At 55.0% G+C, this 23,827-nt stretch carries 23 protein-coding genes; 17 read left to right on the top strand and 6 right to left on the bottom strand.

The features are described 5' to 3' along the window. The first annotated feature begins 8 nt into the window (after nt 1–8). The 6 genes from pgtB to OGV79_RS14450 all read left to right on the top strand — a co-directional run bounded on the left by pgtB (nt 9) and on the right by OGV79_RS14450 (nt 7,888). Nucleotides 9–2,003 (top strand): two-component system sensor histidine kinase PgtB, encoded by a 1,995-nt coding sequence (gene pgtB, locus OGV79_RS14475; RefSeq protein ID WP_391511774.1) that lies wholly within the window; start codon nt 9–11, stop codon nt 2,001–2,003. Further along, a complete protein-coding gene (gene pgtA / locus OGV79_RS14470; protein WP_049008883.1) occupies nt 1,993–3,240 on the top strand; it encodes a two-component system response regulator PgtA in 1,248 nt (415 codons plus the stop codon). The genes pgtB and pgtA overlap by 11 nt, the downstream gene beginning before the upstream one ends. A 125-nt stretch (nt 3,241–3,365) precedes the next feature. Further along, complete coding sequence (locus tag OGV79_RS14465; RefSeq protein ID WP_115181746.1) at nt 3,366–3,806, top strand: DUF2946 domain-containing protein; 441 nt, start codon at nt 3,366–3,368, stop codon at nt 3,804–3,806. Nucleotides 3,807–3,890: 84 nt separating this feature from the next. Beyond that, on the top strand, nt 3,891–5,945 hold the full coding sequence (locus tag OGV79_RS14460; RefSeq protein ID WP_199971437.1) for a TonB-dependent copper receptor: 2,055 nt from the start codon (nt 3,891–3,893) through the stop codon (nt 5,943–5,945). Nucleotides 5,946–6,109: 164 nt separating this feature from the next. Further along, a complete protein-coding gene (locus OGV79_RS14455) occupies nt 6,110–6,688 on the top strand; it encodes a PhoP regulatory network YrbL family protein (protein WP_110494364.1) in 579 nt (192 codons plus the stop codon). 93 nt (nt 6,689–6,781) lie between these two features. Continuing rightward, nucleotides 6,782–7,888, top strand: a complete 1,107-nt coding sequence (locus OGV79_RS14450) for an acyltransferase family protein (protein WP_286468637.1) — start codon at nt 6,782–6,784, stop codon at nt 7,886–7,888. Nucleotides 7,889–7,942: 54 nt separating this feature from the next. On the opposite strand, the gene OGV79_RS14445 is transcribed toward OGV79_RS14450, so the two are convergent. Genes OGV79_RS14445 through OGV79_RS14435 form a run of 3 tightly spaced genes read right to left on the bottom strand, consistent with a single transcriptional unit; the run spans nt 7,943 to nt 10,652 of the window. Continuing rightward, entirely contained in the window at nt 7,943–8,809 is an 867-nt protein-coding gene (locus OGV79_RS14445; RefSeq protein ID WP_012132940.1) for an ABC transporter permease, read from the bottom strand. Continuing rightward, nucleotides 8,781–9,623, bottom strand: coding sequence for an ABC transporter ATP-binding protein (locus OGV79_RS14440; protein WP_101744364.1), 843 nt, complete (start codon nt 9,621–9,623; stop codon nt 8,781–8,783). The genes OGV79_RS14445 and OGV79_RS14440 overlap by 29 nt, the downstream gene beginning before the upstream one ends. Nucleotides 9,624–9,644: 21 nt before the next feature. Further along, nucleotides 9,645–10,652, bottom strand: coding sequence for an ABC transporter substrate-binding protein (locus OGV79_RS14435; RefSeq protein WP_012132938.1), 1,008 nt, complete (start codon nt 10,650–10,652; stop codon nt 9,645–9,647). A 242-nt stretch (nt 10,653–10,894) separates the two neighbouring features. On the opposite strand from OGV79_RS14435, the gene OGV79_RS14430 reads away from it, so the two are divergent. The 6 genes from OGV79_RS14430 (at nt 10,895) to OGV79_RS14405 (ending at nt 16,479) form a co-directional block, all read left to right on the top strand. After that, on the top strand, nt 10,895–11,917 hold the full coding sequence (locus OGV79_RS14430) for a malate/lactate/ureidoglycolate dehydrogenase (protein WP_110494363.1): 1,023 nt from the start codon (nt 10,895–10,897) through the stop codon (nt 11,915–11,917). A gap of 253 nt (nt 11,918–12,170) precedes the next feature. After that, complete coding sequence (gene cuyA / locus OGV79_RS14425) at nt 12,171–13,184, top strand: D-cysteate sulfo-lyase (protein WP_071258262.1); 1,014 nt, start codon at nt 12,171–12,173, stop codon at nt 13,182–13,184. Continuing rightward, entirely contained in the window at nt 13,181–13,900 is a 720-nt protein-coding gene (gene cuyB, locus OGV79_RS14420; protein ID WP_071258261.1) for a cysteate racemase, read from the top strand. Before cuyA ends, cuyB begins: the two co-directional genes overlap by 4 nt. A 28-nt stretch (nt 13,901–13,928) precedes the next feature. Continuing rightward, on the top strand, nt 13,929–14,936 hold the full coding sequence (locus OGV79_RS14415; protein ID WP_286468636.1) for a taurine ABC transporter substrate-binding protein: 1,008 nt from the start codon (nt 13,929–13,931) through the stop codon (nt 14,934–14,936). After that, the gene (locus OGV79_RS14410; protein WP_058668982.1) at nt 14,933–15,703 is read left to right on the top strand and encodes an ABC transporter permease; all 771 of its coding nucleotides are present in this window, start codon (nt 14,933–14,935) and stop codon (nt 15,701–15,703) included. The genes OGV79_RS14415 and OGV79_RS14410 overlap by 4 nt, the downstream gene beginning before the upstream one ends. Continuing rightward, nucleotides 15,703–16,479: an ABC transporter ATP-binding protein gene (locus tag OGV79_RS14405; RefSeq protein ID WP_012132930.1), complete on the top strand. Its 777-nt coding sequence runs from the start codon at nt 15,703–15,705 to the stop codon at nt 16,477–16,479. Before OGV79_RS14410 ends, OGV79_RS14405 begins: the two co-directional genes overlap by 1 nt. 33 nt (nt 16,480–16,512) lie before the next feature. Here the strand turns inward: OGV79_RS14405 and OGV79_RS14400 are convergent, their stop codons facing one another. The 3 genes from OGV79_RS14400 to cbpA all read right to left on the bottom strand — a co-directional run bounded on the left by OGV79_RS14400 (nt 16,513) and on the right by cbpA (nt 19,079). Further along, entirely contained in the window at nt 16,513–17,619 is a 1,107-nt protein-coding gene (locus tag OGV79_RS14400) for a 4Fe-4S binding protein (protein ID WP_104868816.1), read from the bottom strand. A gap of 234 nt (nt 17,620–17,853) precedes the next feature. Further along, a complete protein-coding gene (cbpM, locus tag OGV79_RS14395; protein WP_047457663.1) occupies nt 17,854–18,159 on the bottom strand; it encodes a chaperone modulator CbpM in 306 nt (101 codons plus the stop codon). Beyond that, a complete protein-coding gene (gene cbpA / locus OGV79_RS14390; protein WP_230011339.1) occupies nt 18,159–19,079 on the bottom strand; it encodes a curved DNA-binding protein in 921 nt (306 codons plus the stop codon). The genes cbpM and cbpA overlap by 1 nt, the downstream gene beginning before the upstream one ends. A gap of 229 nt (nt 19,080–19,308) precedes the next feature. Here cbpA and OGV79_RS14385 point away from each other — a divergent pair, with 229 nt between their 5' ends. From OGV79_RS14385 to OGV79_RS14365, 5 genes are all read left to right on the top strand, one after another. Next, entirely contained in the window at nt 19,309–19,674 is a 366-nt protein-coding gene (locus OGV79_RS14385; protein ID WP_047457658.1) for a hypothetical protein, read from the top strand. 48 nt (nt 19,675–19,722) lie between these two features. Continuing rightward, a complete protein-coding gene (locus OGV79_RS14380) occupies nt 19,723–21,609 on the top strand; it encodes a cytochrome c biogenesis protein CcdA (protein WP_230011337.1) in 1,887 nt (628 codons plus the stop codon). Then, on the top strand, nt 21,606–22,229 hold the full coding sequence (locus OGV79_RS14375; protein ID WP_230011335.1) for a DsbA family protein: 624 nt from the start codon (nt 21,606–21,608) through the stop codon (nt 22,227–22,229). The genes OGV79_RS14380 and OGV79_RS14375 overlap by 4 nt, the downstream gene beginning before the upstream one ends. Beyond that, nucleotides 22,219–22,725 carry a protein disulfide oxidoreductase gene (locus OGV79_RS14370; RefSeq protein ID WP_012132917.1) on the top strand — a complete coding sequence of 169 codons (507 nt, stop codon included), beginning with the start codon at nt 22,219–22,221 and terminating at the stop codon, nt 22,723–22,725. Before OGV79_RS14375 ends, OGV79_RS14370 begins: the two co-directional genes overlap by 11 nt. 182 nt (nt 22,726–22,907) lie before the next feature. Then, nucleotides 22,908–23,723: a Na(+)-translocating NADH-quinone reductase subunit C gene (locus tag OGV79_RS14365; protein WP_286468635.1), complete on the top strand. Its 816-nt coding sequence runs from the start codon at nt 22,908–22,910 to the stop codon at nt 23,721–23,723. The last annotated feature ends 104 nt before the right edge of the window (nt 23,724–23,827 follow it).

Raw genomic sequence — 23,827 nt, 5'->3', positions numbered from 1 at the left:
GCGGGTCAATGCTGCAACGTCTGCGGCAAATCAGCATCAGCAGCAGTTTACGGGGCGCTTTCCTGATGGGGGCGCTGCTGACGCTGATAGTCAGCAGCGTCAGCCTCTATTCATGGCATGAGCAAAGCTCGCAAATACGCTATTCGCTGGATGAGTATTTTCCCCGCATCCATTCTGCTTTTCTGATTGAAGGGAATCTCAATCTGGTGGTGGATCAGTTGAATGAGTTTTTGCTGGCGCCGAACACTACGGTGCGCCTGCAACTGCGCAACCAGATTATTCAGCATCTGGATAAAATCGAGCGGCTGAGCCAGGGGCTGTCACCCGCAGAACGCCAGCAGCTGGCGGTGATTTTGCAGGACAGCCGCGCGCTGCTGTCGGAACTGGATCGCGTGCTCTACAACATGTTTCTGGTACGTGAAAAGGTGGGTGAGCTGTCTGCGCGTATTGACTGGCTGCACGATGATTTCACCACCGAACTGAATTCTCTGGTGCAGGATTTCACCTGGCAACAGGGAACGCTGCTGGATCAGATTGAAGCCCGGCAAGGCGATGCGGCGCAGTATCTGAAACGCTCCCGTGAAGTACAGAACGAGCAGCAGCAGGTCTATACGCTGGCGCGCATCGAGAATCAAATTGTTGACGACCTGCGCGACAGGCTCAATGAACTGAAGTCTGGAAATGATGATGGCATGCTGGTTGAGACGCATATCCGCTATCTCGAAAACCTGAAAAAAACGGCGGATGAAAATATTCGTGCGCTGAATGACTGGCCGAGCACGATCACCCTGCGACAAACCATTGATGAGCTGCTGGAAATTGGCATGGTGAAAAATAAAATGCCGGACACCATGCGCGACTATGTCGCCGCGCAAAAAGCGTTAGTGGATGCCAGTCGCGCCAGAGAAGCGACGCTGGGGCGCTTCAGGACGCTGCTTGAGGCCCAGCTTGGCAGCAGTCACCAGCAAATGCAGATGTTTAATCAGCGTATGGAGCAGATTGTCCGCGTTAGCGGCGGGTTGATTCTGGTGGCGACGCTGCTGGCGCTGCTGCTGGCATGGGTGTTGAACCATTATTTTATCCGTTCGCGGCTGGTGAAACGCTTTACCGCGCTGAATCAGGCGGTGGTGCAGATTGGTTTAGGGCGGACGGATGCCACGATTCCGGTGTATGGGCGGGATGAGCTGGGGCGGATTGCGGGTTTGCTTCGCCACACGCTGGGTCAGCTTAACGCGCAAAAACAGCAACTTGAGCAGGAGATTGCCGAGCGAAAAGCGATTGAGGCCGATCTGCGCGCTACCCAGGACGAGCTGATCCAGACGGCAAAACTGGCGGTGGTCGGGCAGACGATGACCACGCTGGCGCATGAGATCAACCAGCCGCTGAATGCGCTGTCGATGTATCTGTTTACGGCGGGGCGGGCGATTGAACAGGGGCAGACGGAGCAGGCGCGAACGACGTTAAGCAAAGCGGAAGGGCTGATTAACCGCATTGACGCGATTATCCGCTCGCTGCGCCAGTTTACCCGTCGTGCTGAACTGGAAACGCCGCTGCATCCGGTTGATTTGCGCCAGACGTTTACGGCGGCGTGGGAACTGCTGGCGATGCGCCATAAGCCTCAGCAGGGGGCGCTCGCGATACCGGATGAAACCGTTTGGGTCAGCGGTGATGAAATACGCATCCAGCAGGTGCTGGTGAACGTGCTGGCGAATGCGCTCGACGCCTGCCCGAACGCGGCGGCAATTACGGTGAGCTGGCAAATTCAGGGCGATACGCTGTGCGTGTTGATTGCCGACAATGGCCCCGGCTGGCCTGCGGCCTTGCTACCCTCATTACTGAAGCCGTTTACGACCAGTAAAGATGTGGGGCTGGGCATTGGGCTTTCGATTTGTGTCTCGCTGATGACGCAAATGGAAGGCGCGTTGCGCCTGGCGTCCACGTTGACGCGAAATGCCTGCGTGGTGCTGCAATTCAATGTGACGGATGTAAAAGATGTTGAGTAATGAATGTTCGATTCTGCTGATTGATGATGATGCCGATGTGCTTGATGCCTATACACAGCTGCTTGAGCAGGCGGGCTATCGCGTCTGTGTCTGCAATAATCCCTTTGATGCGCGGGAGTGGGTGCAGAAGGACTGGCCCGGTATCGTGTTGAGCGATGTCTGCATGCCTGGCTGCTCCGGCATCGATTTGATGACGTTGTTTCATCAGGATGACGAGCAGCTGCCGATTCTGCTTATCACCGGACATGGTGACGTGCCTATGGCGGTGGATGCGGTGAAAAAAGGGGCCTGGGATTTCCTGCAAAAGCCGGTAGACCCGGGCAAGTTACTCTCGCTGGTTGAGGCGGCGTTACGCCATAGGCAATCGGTGATAGCGCGTCGCCAGTACTGCCAGCAGAAGTTGCAGGTTGAGCTAATTGGGCGCAGCCAATGGACGCATCAGTATCGTCAGCGCTTACAGCAACTGGCAGAAACGGATATTGCGGTCTGGCTTTACGGCGAACCGGGAACCGGCCGCATGACCGGCGCGCGCTATTTGCATCAGCTGGGGCGTAACGCCGGGGGCCCTTTTATTTACTGCGAACTGACCCCTGCCAGTGCCCAAAAACTTAATGAGCTTATAGCGCAGGTTCAGGGTGGGACGCTGGTATTAAGTCACCCGGAGAATCTGACCCGCGAACAGCAGCATCAACTGGTGCAGTTGCAGAGTCTGGAGCGGCGGCCTTTTCGCCTGATCGGTATCGGCAACGCTTCGCTGGTGGAACTGGCGGCCAGCAACCAGATTGTGGCGGAGCTTTATTACTGTTTCGCCATGACGCAAATCGCCTGTCAGCCCCTGTCACAGCGACCTGATGATATCGGGCCGTTGTTCCATCACTATTTGCAGAAAGCCTGTCAGCGGCTGAATCATCCGGTGCCAGAGGTGGATAACGACCTGCTGAAGGGGATGATGCGCCGGGTGTGGCCGAACAACGTCCGTGAACTGGCGAACGCCGCCGAACTGTTTGCCGTGGGGGTATTGCCGCTCGCGGAAACGGCGAATCCACAGATGCATGTCGGTGAGCCGACGCCGCTTGACCAGCGGGTTGAAGACGTTGAACGGCAGATCATCACCGAAGCGCTGAATATCCATCAGGGGCGCATTAACGAAGTGGCAGAGTACCTGCAAATTCCCCGTAAAAAGCTCTATCTCAGAATGAAGAAATATGGCCTGAGTAAAGAGCACTATAAGTTTTAGCGCAGGTCAGGGGAGCGAGATGTGATGTGTGGGGCTATGAATCACCTGTTCCCCTGTAATTAGTTGTGATATTGCGAATGTAAATCAGTTACAATCTGGCAAACACCTCAACTCCGGGTAACGTTTTGCACGGGCGAACGCGAATCAACCGAATAACAGCATGGCTGGCATTATTTGCCGTCGCCATGTTGTTTATTGCGCCCGTTATTTCAAAATCAATTGCCCGCCAGGCCGACTGTGAGCACTCGTCGCACTCAATGGTGATGATGTCGTCAGGCTCGCACCATGACATGGCGGCTTCTGCGCCGTGTCAGACTTCTCTTTCGGTCGCTCACCAGATGATGTCCGGCAAAGCGATGTCGCCCGTGGAAGAGATCGTCTGCGGGTACTGCCAGTTGCTGGTACATCTGCCGTTTGTCCAGTTTGCGCTGGTGTTCTTGCTCTGGCTGTTGCTGCTGTTTGTTATCTGTTGTTCGGTACGGCCATTACACCTTTCCGTTATCTTCCGCCCGTGGGCGCCTCAGCGTGCTCGCGCGCCGCCTGCTGTATTTCCGTTTTCGTTTTAAACAATAAAAAAACAGACATTGCGTAGCGTTTTGCCCTTTTGACGGGCAATGCGTCGTTGCGCCTGAAAAACAGTAAGGAATGTTATGAAACGGCAATACTTCGGGCTTACTCCTCTGGCTTCTCTGGTCCTGATCGCGCTGACCGCAAAGGCGGCGTGGGCAAGCGAACAGCACGATCATGCAAAAATGGCGGATGATTCGGTAATGATTGTGACCGCGCCGGTCGCTTCTCCGCTGGAAATCGTCACGTCGCCAAAAACGCCTCGTCAGCCCGTTCCCGCCAGCGATGGCTCTGATTATCTGAAAACGATCCCTGGGTTCTCGCAAATTCGCAATGGCGGGACAAACGGCGATCCGGTCTTTCGCGGGATGTTTGGCTCTCGTCTGCGAATTTTGACCGATAACGGCGAAATGCCGGGAGCCTGCCCGGCACGTATGGATGCGCCGAGTTCTTATATCTCCCCGGAAAGTTTTGATGTGCTGACCCTGATAAAGGGGCCGGAAACCGTGCTCTGGGGGCCGGGCAACTCTGCGGGAACCCTCCGCTTTGACCGGGAACAGCCGCGTTTTGATAAACCCGGTATTCAGGGGACGGCCAGCGTCCTTGCCGCCTCGAATAACCGCTGGGATGAAAATGCGGACATCAGTCTGGGAAGTGAGGACGGCTATTTGCGGCTTATCGGCAACAAATCCCGGGCGGGTGACTACAAAGATGGCAATGGCGACCGCGTGCCGTCGAAATGGGATAAATGGAACGGCGATATGGCGCTGGGCTGGACGCCAGACAAAGACACGCTGCTGGAAATGACGGCGGGTAAAGGCGACGGTGAAGCCCGCTATGCCGGGCGCAGTATGGACGGCTCCCGCTTCAGGCGTGAAAGCCTGGGGATGCGGTTTGAGAAATCCGGCATCGGCGAGGTATTTGATAAGTTAGAAGCGAATATCTACTACAACTATGCGAATCACGTTATGGATAACTACTCGCTGCGCGCTCCCGGCATGAATATGTCAGGAAGCATGGGTTCGGCGATGGGTTCGGCAATGGAACACGGTTCTGCCATGCATTCGATGAGTATGCCAATGGCAATGCAGCTGGATCGCCGTACTGTTGGCGGACGGATGATGGGAACGTGGTTGTGGTCAGACTATGAGTTACGCAGCGGCGTTGATACGCAACTGAGCACGCATCGCAGTAAAGATGATGATCGCTGGGACAAAGACGCCCGTTTTCACGACTATGGTTTATTCAGTGAATTGACCTGGCTTGCGACGGAGCAAAGCAAAGTGACAGGCGGCGCGCGTCTTGATCGCGTGCTGGTGGACAATTTCACTGACACCGGCTCCTCGCAGCGCACGGATCTACTACCGGCCGGGTTTGTGCGCGTTGAGCATAACCTGACGGAGATGCCCGTGATGTTTTACGCGGGGATAGGCTATACCGAGCGTTTCCCCGACTACTGGGAGCTTTTTTCTCCCACCTATGGCCCTGGCGGGTCGGCAGATGTTTTCGATAACGTCAAAACGGAAAAGACGACTCAGCTTGATATTGGCGCGCAGTATACCGGTAAGCGTCTTAACGGCTGGGTTTCTGCCTATATTGGCCGGGTTAATGATTTTATTCTGTTCCGTTACGACCCTCATCATCCCCGTATAAGTCAGGTTGATAACGTCAATGCGACCATCATGGGGGGAGAAGCGGGCATCGGCTATCAATTGACCGAAACATGGAAAACCGATGCCAGCCTTGCTTATTCCTGGGGGCGAAATACCGACGACCATCAGCCATTGCCGCAGATTCCGCCGCTTGAAGCGCGCCTGGGTCTGACATGGGAACGCGGCGACTGGAGCAGTACCGGTCTGCTGCGTCTGGTCAGCAGCCAGCATCGCGTCGCAATTAACGAAGGGAACGTCGTGGGTAAAGATTTTGATAGCAGCGCGGGGTTCGCCATCTTCTCCGCGAATGCGGCCTACCGGCTGAACAAGTCTGTGAAACTCAGCGCGGGCGTTGATAATCTGTTTGATAAAGCTTACAGCGAACATCTGAACCTTGCCGGTAACAGCAGCTTTGGTTACTCCGCGAATACGTCAGTGAATGAACCGGGAAGAACATTCTGGGGAAAAGTGAACGTGACGTTTTGATAGCCTTCCGGCGGACGTGAACCGTCCGCCGACTTCATGACTCATTGACCTGCCGTTTAGGTTATTAACATTAAACTGTCTCGGCTGTAACCAGGATATGACGTAACGCCATCTCTTCGTTTGCATGGGCCAGTCTGTTTTTTTCTTTTATGAGTCAACACTGTATGAAAAAGCTTACCTTGACCGAAAATGATTTACTGGCCAGAGGGAACGATCGTTACGTCTTTCAGCATCCGCACAATCATCAACTACTGATCAAAGTCGTCATCCCGAGCATTCCCAAATATAAAAGTAAGCTTCGTGAAGTCTATCGGGACGTCAGAGAGTGCAAGCCGCGCGACGAAACTGACTCGCTCTTCATCCAGAAAATTGAAGGGCTAGTGGAGACAGATAAAGGGATTGGGCAGGTTATCGTCAAAGAGCATGACGAACAGGGCAACATTGCCAGAACATTGTATGACCTTGCAAAGCACAACGAACTGGACGCGGAGAAATTCAGTAAGCTCAACGCTTTTTTAGCGTGGTTTATTCATACAGACGTCATTATCAACTCGCTGCATTGCAAAAATATTGTTTATGCCTGGGACGATGCTCGTCAGGAGTACCGCTTCAAAGTTATTGACGGCTTTGGGGATAAGACGCTCTTTCAGTTGAGCAAGTTCTGGAGCGTTATACGGGATAAAAACAAACTTAAGTGCCTCAGAAGGATGCTGAGGGATCTGCAAAGTATCACGCAAGCGTAATCTACACGTTATCCTTGAACAGGCCTGGTCATTTTCCCAGTATGCAACCGGACCTTTGTCATGTTGTCTGCTGGCTTGTTAACAAGAAAGAGTATGCAAACAACACGTAATTATTTTTTTGATATTCTCCGCATTCTGGCTGTACTGCTGGTTGTCACCTCGCATTACAGCTACATGTTCGATACCAGTACCGTGTTGACGTTCCCGCGCGAATACCTGACCGGAGGAATAGGGCGGCTGGGCGTCTCTTTCTTCTTCATGATATCCGGCGCGCTGGCTTACCTGTCGCTGCGTAAATACTCTGTGCAGGAGTATTACCTGAAACGCGTCTATTCGATCCTGCTTCCCTACAACATCGCTTATTTCTCAATGGCGATCCTGTTCCTCATCCTGAGCGTGTTTTTCCTCTATCCAGGCAATCCGCTGGCTGACGTGCTCGCCGGGAAGCGTGCATTTCACTCGCTGCTGCCTTCCGTTCTCGGGTTTGACCATTATCTGCACGGTGTCTACGACATCAATACCGCGTACTTCACCGGAGAGTGGTTTATTGGCTGTATTATCCTGCTGTACGCCGTTTCTCCGGTGATCTACTGGGCCATTGTCCGTTTTCCTGTCTGTACGATGCTGGCGGCGGTCGTCGTTACGCTACTGGCATATGATAAAAGCATCGTGAACCCTTACTGGTCAGCACAGGTTCGGGTGAGTGATTTTACCTTCGGGATGCTGTTTATACACTTTCAGCCGTGGTTCACGCGCTACCGTCTTCAGGCGGCGTCAGTCAGCCTGCTGCTGGTGGTGACCGGGGTGATTGTGGCGCATATCGATCAGCTACCGGTTCGGGAAGTGCTGTTTCCTCTGAAACCCTCAAGCCTGCTGTTTGCTGCGGCCTTCCTCTTCATTCTGCTGGCGGGATACCCGCTGATTCATCCTCTGTTTAATCTGGATCGCTTCCGGCAGGGGTTATCCAGCCTGGCGTCGCGGGCCTACATTATTATGCTGTTGCAGCATGTGGTGGTGATATTTGTCAGCGCCAATATCGATATGTCGGTACTGAATGCGCCCCAGGCGGTGATGCTGTATTTTGGGATTCTGATTTGCATCGAAAGGCTGTCGTCTTTCATGAAACCGCTATCGGTAAAGTGTGAGCAGGTCTTGATCGCCAGAACGCCGTGGCTACGTGAAAAGCAAAAAGGGAACTAAGACCATTTCGCGCTAAGCCGGACAACGTCCGGCTGCAAAGAACGCGGGGAGGGGTTAACGCTGCATCCCCCAGCGTTTCACCGTGATCTTTTCCAGACTGGCGAATACCACGCCTTCCACCAGCAGGCCAATCGCGATTACCGTTAACAGTCCTGCAAATACCCGGTCGGTGAACAGCTCATTGCGATTCTGGAAGATATACCAGCCCAGGCCTCCTTCGCCGCTGGACGCGCCAAATACCAGTTCGGCGGCAATCAACGTGCGCCAGGCGAACGCCCAGCCGATCTTGAGCCCGGACAGGATAGCGGGCAACGATGCCGGAATAAGAATCGTGATCACATAGCGTGGCCCGCTGAGGCCGTAGTTGCGCCCCGCCATGCGTAGCGTTTCCGGTACGCTGCTAAAGCCAGACCAGGTGTTCAGCGCGATTGGCCACATCACTGAATGTATCAGCACAAATATCAGGCTGGCATTCCCCAGACCAAACCACAGCAAAGCCAGCGGCAGCAGCGCAATTGCCGGCAGCGGATTTAGCATCGCGGTTAATGTGCTGAGCAGATCGCGGCCAAACTGGGTGGTCACGGCCAGCGCGCTGGCAATCAGCGCCAGCGCACTGCCTGCCAGATACCCTTTCAACAGGGTACTGAGTGAGTTGACGATTTTTTCCGGCAGTTCGCCATTGCGCATGTCTTCGCTAAACGCCTGCAACGTCTGAAGTACTCCGGGCAACATCAGATCGTTTTGCTGGATGCGCGCGGCGATCTCCCATAGCGCCAGCACCAGGGCGACAATCAGACACTTGCGCAGCCACGTCTGATTCCACAGGCGCTGGTTTAAAGGCAGCGGCGTTTCCACCGGCAGATTGCGCAGCGGCGGTAATTCGCGTTCGAATTCAGGACGAATGTACGGTGGCTGGGACATACTCTGGCTCCTCGCCGGATGAGTGAGACGGACTGTTCCCGATTGTCGGGAATAACAGATGGTGAATATGACGCGCAGCGTGCTGAAACGCCTCGCTGCCGAAATCATTAAGCGTGAACTGATGACAGTTAAGCTCCGCCCTGACGCGCCCTGGATGCGGCGAAAGCACCAGGATACGGCTGCCCACCACCAGCGCCTCTTCAATCGAATGGGTGACGAACAGCAGGGTAAAGCGCTCTTCTTCCCAGAGCGCAAGCAGTTCTTCCTGCATTGTGCGTCGGGTCAGCGCATCCAGCGCGGCAAAGGGCTCGTCCATCAGCAGGATGCGTGGTTTCATCGCCAGCGCCCGCGCAATGGCGACGCGCTGCTTCATCCCGCCGGAGAGCATATGGGGCATAGCGTCGGCAAATTCTGCCAGCCCAACTTTGTGGAGAAAATGCAGCGCCGTCTCTTTTGCTTGTGAACGACTGGCTTTCCGGCTGGCCAGCAGAGGAAACATGACGTTTTCCAGCACGGTTTTCCACGGCGGCAGTTGGTCGAACTCCTGGAATACCATCATGCGTTCCGGGCCGGGAGCGCTAACCGGCGTTCCCGCAAGCGAAATGTGGCCGCTGCGCGGGGCGAGAAAACCGCCTGTGGCTTTCAACAGGCTTGATTTCCCGCAGCCTGACGGCCCAAGCAAAATAAAGCGGTCGCCAGGCCAGACATCAAAACTGACATCATGCGTCGCGCGCACTTGCCGTTCACGGGTACGGTATTCAATATCAACATTGCTGACCTGTAGCAGCGGGCCGTCGATTTGCTGAGTGACCATCAGAGCCTCCGGTGTCGCGGTTTAACTGCCTGGGTTTTCCCATGCTTCGTTAAAGAAATAGTCTTTCCAGGAGTCGGCCTTATTTTTCAGTACGCCAAGCTCATGGAGTTTTTCGGCATATACGCCAGTACGCTCAGGGAAAACCGTAAAGCTGATTTCTGGATCGTTAACAATTTTTTGTACCAGCGGTAAGGGCAGCCGTGATTTCTCGACGCGAATATACGTTTCGGCAGCCGCATTTTTGTCACGGTTAATGATATTTGCGGCTTCACTGAGGGCGCGATAAAACGCTTTATAGGTTTTTGGATTTTCATCATGGAATTTCTGGGTGGTATAGAGAACATTAAATGTCGCCTGCCCACCCAGCACATCATAGGAACTGAGCACTTTATGCACGTTGCTGTGCTCCAGCGCCTGATACTGAAACGGAGGGCTGGAAAAATGCGTGGTAATTTCCGAGCCACCGGCAATTAAGGCTGCGCTGGCGTCCGGGTGCGGTAAACTGACGCTAATCTTATCGAAGCGTTTGAAGTCCTGGTCGCCATATAATTTCGCCGTCTCGATTTGTAATGTACGAGACTGAAAACCGACCCCAGCCGCTGGAACGGCAATACGGTCTTTTTCGGTTAGATCTTTAATGCTTTTTACCGCCGGGTTATTACTCAATAAATAATTGGGCATCGATCCCAGCGAGGCTATCGCTTTCACATTTTGCTTACCTTTGGTGCGATCCCATAGGGTGAGTACCGGGGGAACGCCAGCTGACGCAACGTCCAGAGCGCCAGAGAGCAACGCTTCATTCATCCCGGTTGCGCCTGAAATCGTGCGCCACTCTACCTTGATATCCAGCCCCTCTTTTTGCCCCTCTTTTTCGATAAGCTGCTGGTCTCGCACCACATCAAGAATTAAATAACCGATGCCAAATTGCTGCGCGATACTAATGTTCCCTTCCGCAAATGCCGACTGGCTGACTCCGCCAAGGGCGGAAAACGCCAGCGTCCAGGCAAATACCCTGTTTCTTTTATTCATATCTGTTCCCCAGAAAGGTGTTTCTCAGCAAAAAATCATGGGCAGAGGCGAGAGGGAAAGGAAATGATTTAAATGGCAATGAATATCAGGAAAATGAATAACGATATTCATGGCGTGTTAGTTAATAAGCGGAAAAGCTTAGTCATTATTCATGGTTATGTAACAAATACATCCTCGCTATAGTCGGACTCACCTCTTTAATAGCCCTTGCCATTGCAGGGGCAATGTCCGTGAGTAGAATCATGCCATTATTTTCACATCATCACTTACGTTCGCTTTTACAACGCTATCTGGTACGGGCGGGTACGGGATCTGATATCGCGCAAAAAGTAGCGGATAACCTGGTTGAATCCTCACTAAAAGGCCACGACTCGCATGGCGTGACCCTGTTGCCTCGCTATATTCGGGCCATTCTGGCGGGAGATTTGAACCCTGGCGCCACGCTGACCACCTTGTCTGATGCCGGGCCGATTGTCTCTTTTGATGGGGGACATGGCTTCGGCCAGGCGTTGGGCGAACAGGCCATGACCGTGGGTATTGAACGTGTGCGCCAGTTTGGGGTGGCAATAATTGGCTTGTCTAATACCCACCATCTCGGGCGGATCGGCGCATGGGCAGAGCAGGTGGCGAGCGCCGGGCTGGTCTCGATCCATTTTGCTAACGTGGCGGCGCCGTCGGCCGTGTTGCCGTTCGATGGGCTGCGCGCCAGGCTTGGTACAAACCCCTTTTGCGTGGGCGTACCGCTACAGAACCGCCCTCCGGTTATCCTTGATTTCGCGACCAGCGCCATTGCGGGCAATAAAGCGCGCATCGCCTGGAATGAAGGGCGCGCCATCCCGGCAGGATGCGCGGTAGATGCGAACGGGCAACCCACGACCGACCCTGCCGTATTAATGACTGAGCCGCTCGGCGCTTTGCTGCCTTTTGGCGGCCATAAAGGCGCGGGATTGTCGCTAATATGTAGCTTACTCGGCGCTGCGCTGACCGGCGGCGAGACCGAAAGCCAGCAGATTCCGCCGCGTGCCGGAATCATTAACAATATGCTGTCGATTCTATTTGACCCCGCGCGACTGGGCGCGGAGGAACATTACTCACAGGCGCTGTTAGCGCAGGTGGACTGGGTTCGTAGCGGGCAGGAAGGGCGCGATGTGCAGATCCCCGGAGAACCGGAATTGCGCGCGTATGCCCGGCGCCAGGAAGAGGGCATCTGGATTGATGACGTCAGCTGGCAGACGTTTGTCGCCCTGGAAGCATTAAATACCTGAGCGTGTCTGCGCACCAAAAGACATATTTGGTTATTTGTTTAAACGGATCGGCATGATGGTCAGTTAATGAATGCTGGTGAATAAATAAAGCGATCGTTTTTTGTTTTATCTTTTTTCCTCATATCCATAGCTGAAAAACTTGGTAAGCCGCGAGTGAGAAAATCAATATAGTCATTCTTATATTCCATGAACCTTTCTTACTCTCGCTGCCGAATTTTAATGTGCGGCGTCGTTATTCTTTACAGGAGTTATTATGCATCTGGCGCGTTTTCCCCGGCTTCATTTTGGCCATTTCCCGACTCCACTGGAGCCCCTCACTCAACTTTCACGCTTGCTGGGGGGGCCAAATATCTGGATAAAACGAGACGATTGCACCGGCCTTGCCACTGGCGGCAATAAAACCCGCAAACTTGAGTTTTTGCTCGGCGACGCCCAGGCGAAACAGGCGGATATTATCATTACCCAGGGTGCCACGCAGTCTAACCATGTGCGTCAGACCGTCGCGGCGGCGGCCAGACTGGGTCTGGAAGCGCATATTTTTCTCGAACAACGCGTCACGACGCTGGGTGATGAGTATCAGCAATCCGGCAATGTGCTGCTGGACGGTTTGCTCGGCGGCAAAGTTATTGCCCATTTGCCTGGCGGTACGGATATGCAGCAGGCAATGGAGCATCATGCGGAAAGCCTGCGTGCGCAGGGCCATACCCCTTATGTCATCCCCGGTGGTGGTTCGAACGCAATCGGGGCGCTGGGTTACGTATCCTGCGCGGAAGAGTTGCTTTGGCAGTCCAGCCAGTTACGGCTGCGTATCGATCATATCGTCCATGCCACCGGCAGCGCAGGCACGCAGGCTGGCCTGATTGCGGGTTTAACCGCCACGCACAGCGGCATTCCTCTCCTCGGGATTAGCGTACGTGCCCCGCGTGATAAACAGGAACACAACGTCTGGCGTCTGGCGCAGCAGACCCGGGAACTGCTCGGCGTGCCGGGTGAATTGCCGCGTGAGGCGGTGGTCGCCAACAGTGATTATGTGGGCGAAGGCTATGGTCTGCCCACCGAGGGGATGCTTGAAGCGCTGCAACTGCTGGCGCAGCACGAGGGGATTCTGCTCGACCCTGTCTATTCCGGTAAAGGTATGGCCGGATTGATTGATCTGATCCGTCAAGGCCATTTCCGCAAGGATGAGAATGTGGTGTTTATCCATACGGGAGGAAGCGCAGGTCTGTTTGGCTATCGTCAGGTCATCGCAGATTCTTTGTCATCATGAGCACACCTTTTCTGCTGGGGATTCTTGGCGGCATGGGGCCGCTGGCGACGCTTGATTTGATGCATAAATTGCTGCGCGCAACGCCCGCCAGCAGCGATCAACAGCAAATTCCCCATGTGGTGTGGAATGTGCCGCAAATTGCGGATCGCCAACAGGCGCTGGCGGGAACAGGGCCTTCGCCGTTGCCGCAGCTCTTGCACGGTGTGGAACAGCTGAACCGCGCGGGCGCCAGCCACATTGTGATCGCCTGTAATACGGCGCACCACTGGTATGAGGCGCTGGCGCAGCACAGCGACGCGCCGTTGCTGCATATTGTGGACGCCACGCTGGCGGTATTTGAAGGGAAAGAGAAGCCCCGCCGGGTCGGGCTTATCGCCACGCAGGGCACGCTGGATGCCGGTTGGTTCCAGCACGGTTTCGCCTCTATGGGGATTGAAAGCGTGCAGCCGACGCCAGAGGAGCTACGGCAGTGGTTTGTGCCGGGGTGCTATGCGGTAAAACGCGGCGAACTGCGTACCGGCGGTGAGCTGCTGAGTTTACAGGCTCAGGCATTGTGCGATCGCGGCGCAGAGAGGCTGGTGCTGGCCTGCACGGAAGTGCCGGTTGCGCTGGCGGAGGTGACATCCCCGCATTTAGCCGTGTCGATTGATCCCGCAGAAGCGCTGGCGCAACAGTGTGCCCGGTTATGGCTAACGCAGCGCGAAGCATGGCATTAATAACGTTATTATTTAAAGGATAAATTAAATGAAAAAAAGTCTCTGCGTATTACTTGCAGCGGGTGGCCTGTGGGTCAATATCAGCGTTGCCGAAACACCCGCAGAAGTCCGCGTGGCATACAGCGGCGGTTCTCAGGTGCTGATGCTGGCAAAAGCCGATGGTTCTCTGGATAACGCTTTACACAGCAAGGTCAAATGGGTGCAATTTGCGTCCGGTGCGGACGCGTTAAATTATTTTGCCAGCAACGCGATTGATATTGCTAATTTCGGTTCCAGCCCGGCAACGGCAGGCATTGTCAGAAAACTGCCGGTGGAGATTGTCGGTGTCTCCGGGGTGATTGCCAGCTACGAGCGTTTAATTGGTAAAGACGGCATTACCCGTATTAACGATATTGAAGGCAAACGCGTAGCCTATCCGCCAAACTCGACGGCGCAATATGCGCTTGAAGCCGCCATCAGCGTTAACCATCTCGATCGCAGCAAAATAACCTTATTGCCGCTGCGTCCGGCGGAAATGGTCGCGGCCTGGAAACGCGGCGATATCGACGCGGGCTATGTCTGGGCGCCGTTTGCTCAGGAACTTGAAGCCTCCGGCGGGCATCAGGTATTCGCGACCAAAGATCTGCAAAAGGACGGCTACCTGATTTACAACAACTACGTCGTGCGTAAAGCCTTTGCCGAGCAGTATCCGCAAACCGTCAGCGCGTTCCTGCGCGTTCATCAGGAAAAAGTTGATGAGTTTAAGAAAGACCCGGAACGCGCGGCGGCGATTGTGGCGAAAGAGGTGGGCGCGCCGGTGACGACTGCCGTGAATACGTTGGGTGGGCTGGAATACCCAACCCTGACGCAGCAGGGTACGGCGGACTGGCTTGGCAATGGAACCCAGACGACTGACAGCGGTATTGGTAAAGCGCTGACCAAAACCTCTGACTTCCTGGCGGGGATTGGCGAGATCCGCAAACGTGATATCCCGGCGAACTGGGACAGCGCCATTAACTCCCGCTACATCCGTGACGCGGCGGTAGCAGCGCAATGAGATTGAGTTATCACATCGCCATCAGCGTCGTTTCGGTGGCTATTTTCTTTATCGTCTGGCAAGTGGCGACGATGCGGCAATGGGTGGACCCGCTGCTGCTGCCGTCGCTACAGGATATCGGTCTGACAACCGAAGAGCTGTTGGCTGATGGTTATCGTCAGGTGCCGTTGTGGGAGCATGTCGCAGTCAGCCTGGCCCGGGCCCTAAGCGCTTTTTCTGTGGCAATTCTCATCGGCATCCCCCTGGGGTTGCTGATGGGGTTGTCGGAAGGTCTGGCGGCGGTACTGAATCCGTTCGTGCAGTTTTTGCGCCCGCTACCCAAGATTGCGCTTATTCCGCTGGCGGTCGTCTGGCTGGGGATCGGTGAGGCGTCGAAGTTCTTTCTGATCTTCATCGCCACCTTCCTGAGCGTGGTCGTGGGGGCATCTGCTGCGGTCGATCGTATTGGTCGCTCGCGTATTCGTGTGGCGCAAACGCTCGGCGCGTCGCGCAAACAGATTTTTCTGCGCGTGGTGTTGCCGGATGCGCTGCCGGAACTGTTTACCACCGTCAGGCTGTCGATAGGGATCGGCTGGACATCGCTCATCGCGGCGGAAATGGTGGCGGCCAGTTCGGGTCTCGGCTGGATGGTGATTAACGCCAGCTCGTATCTGCGAACCGATATCGTGATGCTGGGGATCCTGCTGCTCGGCGGTATCGGCTATTTACTGGATTTATTGCTGCTGGGGCTGCAACGCTTTTTTGTGCCCTGGGCGGGGAAAGAGTAATGAGTGCCATCACACTGGAAAACGTATCGCTCTCTTTTGCGGCAAAACCGCAGCCGTTCACGGTGCTGGACGATATCAGCCTGTCTCTGGAGAAAGGGGAGTTTGTTGTTCTGTTGGGGCCGTCCGGCTGCGGGAAGTCCACGATCCTGAATCTGGTCGCCGGATTCAACAAGCCGGATCGCGGGCGCGTGGCGGCAGGCGGAAAGACAGTGAAGCTGCCAGGGCCAGACCGGGGAATGATCTTCCAGCAGCCAAATTTGTTTCCCTGGCTGTCGGTACTGGAAAACGTCACCTTTGGCCCACGGCTGGGGAAATACCACAAAGATGAGGTCAACGCCCAGGCGCTGGACTGGCTGACGCGGGTAGGGCTGAAAGGCTTTGAACATCATGCGCCCTGGCAACTCTCCGGCGGGATGAAACAACGCGTAGCGCTGGCCCGCGCCTGGCTGCCGGAGCCGGAGGTGTTGCTACTTGATGAACCGTTCGGCGCGCTGGATGCGCAAACGCGTCTGATGATGCAGGAACTCCTGCGCGATGCCTGGCTTGCCACCGGCACCACGCTGCTGTTTGTGACTCACGACGTAGAAGAGGCGCTGTTCCTGGCCGATCGTATTCTGATTATGTCGGCGAAGCCTGGAAAAATCGTTGAGGAGGTTATCCTGCCTTTTGGCCGCGAACGCGATATCGAAACCCTGGCTGAACACCCGGCTTACAGTGGGATCAAACATCATGTACTGCACCGGGTGCGTCAGGAGGCAAAGCGCCATTTAGGATGAAAACACCGCCAGCGTGGGCGCGTTATTTCTTAACTAATGCCCAATCATCCTCGCCTGGGGAATTAAGCGGAAGTAAAGATGCTCCGGCACCGGGCTATCCCAGGCGCCGGCATACATCGCAATCGCGATAGCGGCAAAAAGTATCCCGAGTATCAATATTGTCATGGCGACGCCCGAGAGCGCGGCCTGTCGCCATAACGGTTTTATCGCCTCGGGTTTTCCTTCCGGCGCGCCAGAAGGCGTGCGTAGTGAAAAGTTGAGCGTTGAGGCAACCGGGCAGGACTCCACGCAGGTCATGCAGCCTGTGCATTCAACGGTTCTGACCTGAATCAGCTTGTCTACCGGGATACGGGAGGGACAATTTTGAGCGCACTTTCCACAATCAATACAGCTGTCGGCATTGCGGCGGATTTTAAAGGGAGAAAAAAACGAAAACAGACCAAGCAGAGCGCCGTAAGGGCACAGATAACGACACCAGAAATGACGAATAAATAAGCTGGCGACGGCGAAAAATATGACGCAGATAAGCGTGGTTGTTCCAATATTGCGGAAAAAATCGAGCATTTTAACGTCGATAATAATGCCATAAGCTGACATCAGGAACATCTGAATACCCTGTGCAGGCATGGATAACGCGATATAAAGAAAAAAGCTCAATAACAGATATTTCAGACTGCGCAGGGGAATATCCAGCCAGCGGGGCAGGGTAATCGACGGCCCAAAGAGCGTTTCCCCGAGTTTGCCGATCAGCTCTGACAACGCGCCAACAGGACACAGCCATGAGCAAAAAGATTTTTTTAGCAGCAGGCTGATGACGATAAATGCAACCAGAAGCAGCATGGAGGCGGCGTGAACAGGAGGGAGCAGACCGGTTTCCCAGGTGTATCGGATGTTCATCAAACCGGCGACAGGAAGCCAGCCTTCAATACCACCGGGTCTGGGGACGTAAACGCTGGCGGCGGCAGTTTCGTAATACCGGACCCAAAAATAGAATGTGATGCCAATATAAATATTGATCAGCAGGAGCAGAAATTGTGTCGCCCTGCGCCAGGTCGATGCATTTCGCCAGTCATTCCACGGCAATTTACCGCCGATGGTGCCTGGTCGACGCTGCCAGCGCGTTCTTTTCATCCCACCCATGATCTTTATTTCCCTGTGAACATGTATTCAGAATGCCACTATGCTACGGCGGTTCCCGGAGGCAGGATTTGATTTATATCGGATTAACGGCTTTTGCCACGGAATAATAATGACGATGGATGTCGAAGTACCTATAAAGGATTATATTAAGGAGCGTGAAGGTGAAATGTTTTTTACCGTATCGCGGTGATAAAAATAAGGGGGCGGGCAGTGTGCCAACCCCCGTTTATTATTTTATGGGTGTTTGATAAAGCGGGAAAGACGCTGTATCAGCAAGCGGTTTTCCTGGCGTAGCCGGTCATTTTCTTCCAGCAAGGTCAGCGTCATTGCGATGCCCGGCCAGTCCAGCGCCAGCTCCTGGCGCAAACGTAAAGCACGCTGCACGACGATCGCCGCATGATCGTCAAATAACCAGGATGCGGTTTCGTTCTCGCAGGGCTCGATCACCCCAAGCCCGACAATTTCGTTAAGCTCTTCCTCCGAAACCCCGGTATGCAGGCAAAATTCGGTAATTGTAAAGGTGACGGTTACGTTAGCCATTATGCTTTCCCCCACTCTTTGCGTGGATCAAAGGAGGACTGCGCGTCCGCCAGTTGCTGCCACAGGGCTGTGGCACTGTCGTCGGGTTTCGGCGGCATCACGATTTTGATCACAGCATACAGATCGCCCGTGTGTTTTTTACTGACCAGGCCTTTGCCTCTGATGCGCAGGCGCTGCCCGGCCTGACTGCCTGGCGGGATGGTCAGCAGAATCTTCTCTTTTAGCGTTGGTACGGCGACCTTCGCGCCCAGCGCGGCCTCCCACGGGGCGAGAGGAACCACAATCTCCAGATCCTGATTGACGATATCAAACAGAGGATGCGGCGCGATATGAATCACTAACCACAGATCGCCATTCGGCCCGCCGTTTTCCCCCGGCGTTCCCTGGCCTTTCAGCCGAATGCGCTGGCCGTTGCCAACGCCTGCGGGAATTTTCACATTCAGCGTTTTAGGGATCTCATGCTCCACAAGACCGAACGCGTTATACACCGGCAAGTTATAGCTGATTGTACGGCTGTGTTCGGCAAGGGTTTCCTCCAGGAACACCGCCACTTCAATCTCAATATCGTGGCCGCGCGTCGCCTGACGCTGGCGGGATTGTCGGCCGTGTTGCCCAAAGATGGACGAGAAAATGTCGTCAAAATCTTCGGCGTTATAACTCTGGCCTTCGCCCTGCTGGAACTGTCGGTTGAACTGCGGATCGTTGCGGTGTTGCCACAACTGGTCGTATTCGGCGCGACGCTGTTCATCACTCAGCACTTCCCATGCTTCCGCCACCTCTTTAAAGCGGGCTTCGGCATCAGGCTCTTTGCTGACATCAGGATGGTATTTGCGGGCCAGTCGGCGGTAGGCGGTCTTGATAGTCTTGAGATCGTCCGTCGGTTTCACGCCCATAATGGCGTAATAATCCTTTAATTCCATAGCGTTATCTCGCGTAAATCAATACATACGGCAGGGAATCCCCGGAAAAGTCATCGTTGTTAAGTGTAGGGTAAACCCGAAAGATGCGTATGAAAACAGCAAAATCATTATTAAAACTAATGCGTTTCGCCTGTAATGAGCGGGGCGACGCCGACATAACTTTACAGCGCAAAGGTTGCTAAAACCTTGTCAGTGGCTAAGATAACTCGCGTCAATCAGTGAGGATGTCATGGCGAAACGTCAACAACTGGGATGGTGGTTCCTCTGCCTGGCATGTGTTGTGGTGATAGTTTGCACCGCGCAGCGCATGGCGGGTCTGCACGCCTTGCAGATGGCGCCAGCCGCGACGGCGGTCGTCACTCAGGCGGATAGCTCGTCTGCTGATGATGCCTCGCCCGTGACGCCATGCGAACTCAGCGCGAAATCATTGCTTGCCGCGCCGCCCGTGTTGTTTGAAGGGGCGATTCTCGCGCTGTGTCTGTTGTTGTCCCTGCTGGCGCCCGTACGCGCCGTACGCCTGCCATTCTTTCCACCGCGAGCAATCTCGCCTCCCACACTCAGAGTCCATCTACGCTTCTGCGTATTCCGTGAATGACAGTCTGGTCGTTGCTGACTGTTAATTACCTGTTCACGGAGAAAAAATATGATCACTGTTTTCAGGCAGACTTTGTGCTGTCTGTTATTGCTATGGCTGCCCGTCTCGTGGGCGGCAGAAAGCGGCTGGCTGCGCTCGCCGGATAACGACCATGCCAGCGTCCGCCTGCGCGCGGACACGTCCCCGGAAGGCGAAACCCGGTTACTGTTGGATGTAAAACTGGAAAACGGCTGGAAAACCTACTGGCGTTCGCCGGGGGAAGGGGGCGTGGCGCCCGCCATTGCCTGGAAAGAAGATATGCCTGCGGTTGACTGGTTCTGGCCGACGCCGTCGCGCTTTGACGTCGCCGGTATGACCACTCAGGGTTATCACCACCGCGTGACCTTCCCGATGGCGGTTCGCGGTCCGTCACCCGCGATGCTCAGCGGCGTGCTGACCTTGTCTACTTGCAGCAATGTCTGCCTGTTGACCGATTACCCCTTTACCCTCAAACCTTCGGCGCATGACCCGGCGTTCGCGCATGACTATGCCCAGGCGATGGGGCAGATCCCGCTCTCCCGGGGGCTGACGCAGACGCTCAGCGTGGGCGCTCGTCCTGGTGCGCTGGTGGTTGAAGCCACGCGTGCCGGAGGCTGGTCATCGCCAGCATTGTTTCTCGACGCCGTTGATAACGCTGATTTTGGCAAGCCGCAACTGCGTGTTGAGGGCGAAAAACTGCTGGCGACGGTTCCTGTCAGCGACGGCTGGGGAGAAGGGGCGCCCGATTTGCGTGGTCAAACGGTCACGCTGGTACTGGCGAATGACGGCGTGGCTCAGGAAAGTACCCTGGCGATCGGCAGTACGACGGCAAAAATGGCCGATAGCGGCGAACTGCCGCTCTGGCAGGTGATGTTGATGGCGCTGGCGGGTGGGTTGATTCTCAACCTGATGCCCTGCGTGCTGCCCGTACTGGGGATGAAGCTCGGCTCGATTCTGCTCGTCGAAGAGAAAAGTCGTCAGCGGATACGGCGGCAGTTTCTGGCGTCGGTTGCCGGGATTATTGCCTCTTTTATGGCGCTGGCGATGCTAATGACCGTTCTGCGGCTGACCCATCAGGCGCTTGGGTGGGGCATTCAGTTCCAGAGCCCGTGGTTTATCGGGTTTATGGTGCTGGTGATGTTGATCTTCAGCGCCAGCCTGTTCGGGCTGTTTGAATTCCGTCTGCCTTCCGCGATGACGACCCGACTTGCCACCCACGGCGGCAACGGGATGGCCGGTCATTTCTGGCAGGGCGCGTTTGCCACGCTGCTGGCGACGCCGTGCAGCGCGCCGTTTCTCGGGACGGCCGTTGCGGTGGCGTTGACGGCCTCCTTCCCGGTGTTATGGGGGCTGTTTCTGGCGCTCGGGGTGGGGATGAGCCTGCCGTGGCTGTTTGTCGCGCTACGCCCTGGTCTGGCGCTGCGCCTGCCGCGCCCCGGACGCTGGATGAACGGATTGCGGCGCGTACTGGGCGTTATGATGCTCGGTTCGGCAATCTGGCTGGCGACGCTCCTGCTGCCGCATCTGGGATACGCGACAAGCAGCCCGGCGAAAGAGCGCGTCGTCTGGCAGCCGTTGAGCGAACAGGCGATCCAGGACGCGCTTGCGCAGCACAAACGCGTATTCATTGACGTTACCGCTGAGTGGTGCATTACCTGCAAGGTCAATAAGTACAACGTGTTACAGCGAGAAGAGATACAGGATGCGCTGCAACAGCCGGATGTTGTCGCATTGCGCGGCGACTGGACGCTACCTGCGGATGACATCACCAACTTTTTGAAAAAACGCGGCCAGGTGGCTGTGCCGTTTAACCAGATTTATGGCCCCGGTTTACCGCAGGGTCAGTCATTGCCCACGCTGCTGACGCGCGATGCGGTGCTGCAAACGTTGCGCGATGCGAAAGGAGTTACGCCATGAAATATCTGATGATTATGCTGTTAGCGCTGTTTACCGGTCTGAGCGCGGCGAAAGAACCCGCACCGTTTACGCCGGAGCAGGAAAAGCAAATTGAAGCGCTGATCCAGGAAGCGCTGTTTAACGATCCTGCCAGCCCACGGATAGGCGCGGAGAAGGCGACGCTGACGCTCGTCAATTTTACGGACTACAACTGCCCGTACTGCAAGCAGCTCGATCCGTTGCTGGAGAAGATCGTGCAAAAGTATCCGCAGGTCGCGGTAGTGATTAAGCCGCTGCCGTTTAAGGGCGAAAGCTCGGTACTGTCGGCGCGTACCGCGTTAACCACCTGGCGTGAGCGCCCGCAGCAGTTTTTAGCGCTGCATGAGAAACTGATGCAGAAAAAGGGCTACCACACCGCCGCCAGTATTAAACAGGCGCAGGAAAAGTCCGCCGCCACGCCAGTTACGCTGGATGAGAAAAGCATGGAGACGTTGAGCACCAATCTGCAACTCGCCCGGCTGGTTGGCGTTCAGGGGACGCCGGCAACCATCATTGGCGACGAGATGATCCCCGGCGCGGTATCGTGGGAGACCCTTGAGGCGGTGGTGAAAGAAAAACTGGCGGTGGCCCATGCTCAGTAAACTGCGCCGCTGGCTGCGTGAAGGCGCGATCTTACTGGTTCTGCTGGCAGGCGTGATAATCCTGCTGGATGTCTGGCGTTCTCCGCAGATGCCAGCCATGTTTGACAGCACGCCGCTGCATACGCTGGACGGGGAAACCGTAACGCTGGCGTCGATCAGTGAAGAGCGCCCGGTGCTGCTCTACTTCTGGGCGAGCTGGTGCGGTATCTGCCGTTTCACTACGCCGGATGTCGCCCGTTTGCAGTCGGAAGGAGAGAACGTCATGACCATCGCGCTGCGTTCCGGTAATGACGGGGAGGTTTCCCGCTGGTTATCGCGTAAAGGGGTGACGTTCCCCGTCGTGAATGATAGCGGCGGTGAGATATCACGAAACTGGGAAATCAGCGTCACGCCAACGCTGGTGGTGGTGTCGAAGGGGCAGGTGGTAACCACGACCAGCGGCTGGACCAGCTACTGGGGCATGAAGTTACGTCTGTGGCGGGCAGCCATGTTTTGATAGCGTGCCGGGGAAACCCGGCATTTTTTAACCCATTGTCAGGATGTGTAAAACGAGCGGAGAGCGTGTTTTCTGTTATTTTTGCTGCTCTTTTACCGACGCCAGTTATTATTTTTTACCGCTGCCTGACGTTGCAAACCTGAATTGATAATGGCATATCTGTTTTAATTGAATGAAAGTCTGTGATACGTTCAGGCGATTTTTTCGATTTCCATTTTGACAGGGATAACAATTCAATGCGCAAGGGTAAAATTATTGTTGCATCAATGATGGTGCTTTGTGTCCTTATTTTTGTTGCGGCGGCGGCATGGTTTATGCTGTTCCAGGGAGAAATGACGGAGCCGACAGGGGAGGAAAAACAGGCGGCGATTTTACACGCTGCGGGCCTGATGAAATCAGGGGCCCAGGATAAAAAATCAGTCGAAACGCTCTATCATCGTTATATTATTCAACGCCATGTCAATTTAGATTCCGGCGAACTGGTGGCTGAAAGCAGCGCGGACGCCGCGCGCCAGAAATGTGAAAAACTCGCCCCTGAACGCGACCCAGCGCAGGTTCGTCAGCGCTGTACGGTGGCGGATGTGTTCTTTGTGAAAGATAAAAATAATGAAATTCAGCAGGTTATCATTCCAGTTACCGGTAAGGGCGCGAAATCCATGATGCATGCGTTTCTTGCTCTGGGGCTGGACGGTCGTACGGTGAGAAATCTGTATTATTATCAGCAACGGGAAACGCCGTTTCTGGGGGCTAGGGTGGAAGACGCCAGCTGGCGCAAACAGTGGCCAGGGAAACGATTATTAGATAACAGCGGACATCCTGCATTGAAAATAGTACAGGATAAACCTGAACATGCCGATGAATATACCGTTGACGGTATTTCCGGTGCGACGTTGACATCAACCGGTGTTGAGAAAAGTATTAACTACTGGATGGGGCCGCAGGGATATGGTCAATTCTTACAGCGTCTTGCCAGCGATCGAAATAACCTTAATCTTTGAATATTGCTGTACGCAATAACGCGTTTTATTTCTGCCTGCCGACAATGAATAACATCACTGTCGGCAGGGGAATTTATTCCTCTGTTACCGCGCCTGCCTTGCCG

Origin of the sequence: Citrobacter sp. CK185 (assembly GCF_030333565.1) — a bacterium.
In the GTDB taxonomy this organism is placed as follows: Bacteria; Pseudomonadota; Gammaproteobacteria; order Enterobacterales; family Enterobacteriaceae; genus Citrobacter_B; species Citrobacter_B koseri.
The sequence above is the reverse complement of the archived record's forward strand: the minus strand, read 5'-3'. Positions and strand labels throughout refer to the sequence as shown.

What these genes read in the sequence shown, in the direction of transcription:
- pgtB (WP_391511774.1), top strand. Translation starts at nt 9, where the DNA reads ATGCTGCAACGTCTGCGGCAAATCAGCATCAGCAGCAGTTTACGGGGC.
- pgtA (WP_049008883.1), top strand. Translation starts at nt 1,993, where the DNA reads ATGTTGAGTAATGAATGTTCGATTCTGCTGATTGATGATGATGCCGAT.
- OGV79_RS14460 (WP_199971437.1), top strand. Translation starts at nt 3,891, where the DNA reads ATGAAACGGCAATACTTCGGGCTTACTCCTCTGGCTTCTCTGGTCCTG.
- OGV79_RS14455 (WP_110494364.1), top strand. Translation starts at nt 6,110, where the DNA reads ATGAAAAAGCTTACCTTGACCGAAAATGATTTACTGGCCAGAGGGAAC.
- OGV79_RS14450 (WP_286468637.1), top strand. Translation starts at nt 6,782, where the DNA reads ATGCAAACAACACGTAATTATTTTTTTGATATTCTCCGCATTCTGGCT.
- OGV79_RS14445 (WP_012132940.1), bottom strand. Translation starts at nt 8,809, where the DNA reads ATGTCCCAGCCACCGTACATTCGTCCTGAATTCGAACGCGAATTACCG.
- OGV79_RS14440 (WP_101744364.1), bottom strand. Translation starts at nt 9,623, where the DNA reads ATGGTCACTCAGCAAATCGACGGCCCGCTGCTACAGGTCAGCAATGTT.
- OGV79_RS14435 (WP_012132938.1), bottom strand. Translation starts at nt 10,652, where the DNA reads ATGAATAAAAGAAACAGGGTATTTGCCTGGACGCTGGCGTTTTCCGCC.
- OGV79_RS14430 (WP_110494363.1), top strand. Translation starts at nt 10,895, where the DNA reads ATGCCATTATTTTCACATCATCACTTACGTTCGCTTTTACAACGCTAT.
- cuyA (WP_071258262.1), top strand. Translation starts at nt 12,171, where the DNA reads ATGCATCTGGCGCGTTTTCCCCGGCTTCATTTTGGCCATTTCCCGACT.
- cuyB (WP_071258261.1), top strand. Translation starts at nt 13,181, where the DNA reads ATGAGCACACCTTTTCTGCTGGGGATTCTTGGCGGCATGGGGCCGCTG.
- OGV79_RS14415 (WP_286468636.1), top strand. Translation starts at nt 13,929, where the DNA reads ATGAAAAAAAGTCTCTGCGTATTACTTGCAGCGGGTGGCCTGTGGGTC.
- OGV79_RS14410 (WP_058668982.1), top strand. Translation starts at nt 14,933, where the DNA reads ATGAGATTGAGTTATCACATCGCCATCAGCGTCGTTTCGGTGGCTATT.
- OGV79_RS14405 (WP_012132930.1), top strand. Translation starts at nt 15,703, where the DNA reads ATGAGTGCCATCACACTGGAAAACGTATCGCTCTCTTTTGCGGCAAAA.
- OGV79_RS14400 (WP_104868816.1), bottom strand. Translation starts at nt 17,619, where the DNA reads ATGGGTGGGATGAAAAGAACGCGCTGGCAGCGTCGACCAGGCACCATC.
- cbpM (WP_047457663.1), bottom strand. Translation starts at nt 18,159, where the DNA reads ATGGCTAACGTAACCGTCACCTTTACAATTACCGAATTTTGCCTGCAT.
- cbpA (WP_230011339.1), bottom strand. Translation starts at nt 19,079, where the DNA reads ATGGAATTAAAGGATTATTACGCCATTATGGGCGTGAAACCGACGGAC.
- OGV79_RS14385 (WP_047457658.1), top strand. Translation starts at nt 19,309, where the DNA reads ATGGCGAAACGTCAACAACTGGGATGGTGGTTCCTCTGCCTGGCATGT.
- OGV79_RS14380 (WP_230011337.1), top strand. Translation starts at nt 19,723, where the DNA reads ATGATCACTGTTTTCAGGCAGACTTTGTGCTGTCTGTTATTGCTATGG.
- OGV79_RS14375 (WP_230011335.1), top strand. Translation starts at nt 21,606, where the DNA reads ATGAAATATCTGATGATTATGCTGTTAGCGCTGTTTACCGGTCTGAGC.
- OGV79_RS14370 (WP_012132917.1), top strand. Translation starts at nt 22,219, where the DNA reads ATGCTCAGTAAACTGCGCCGCTGGCTGCGTGAAGGCGCGATCTTACTG.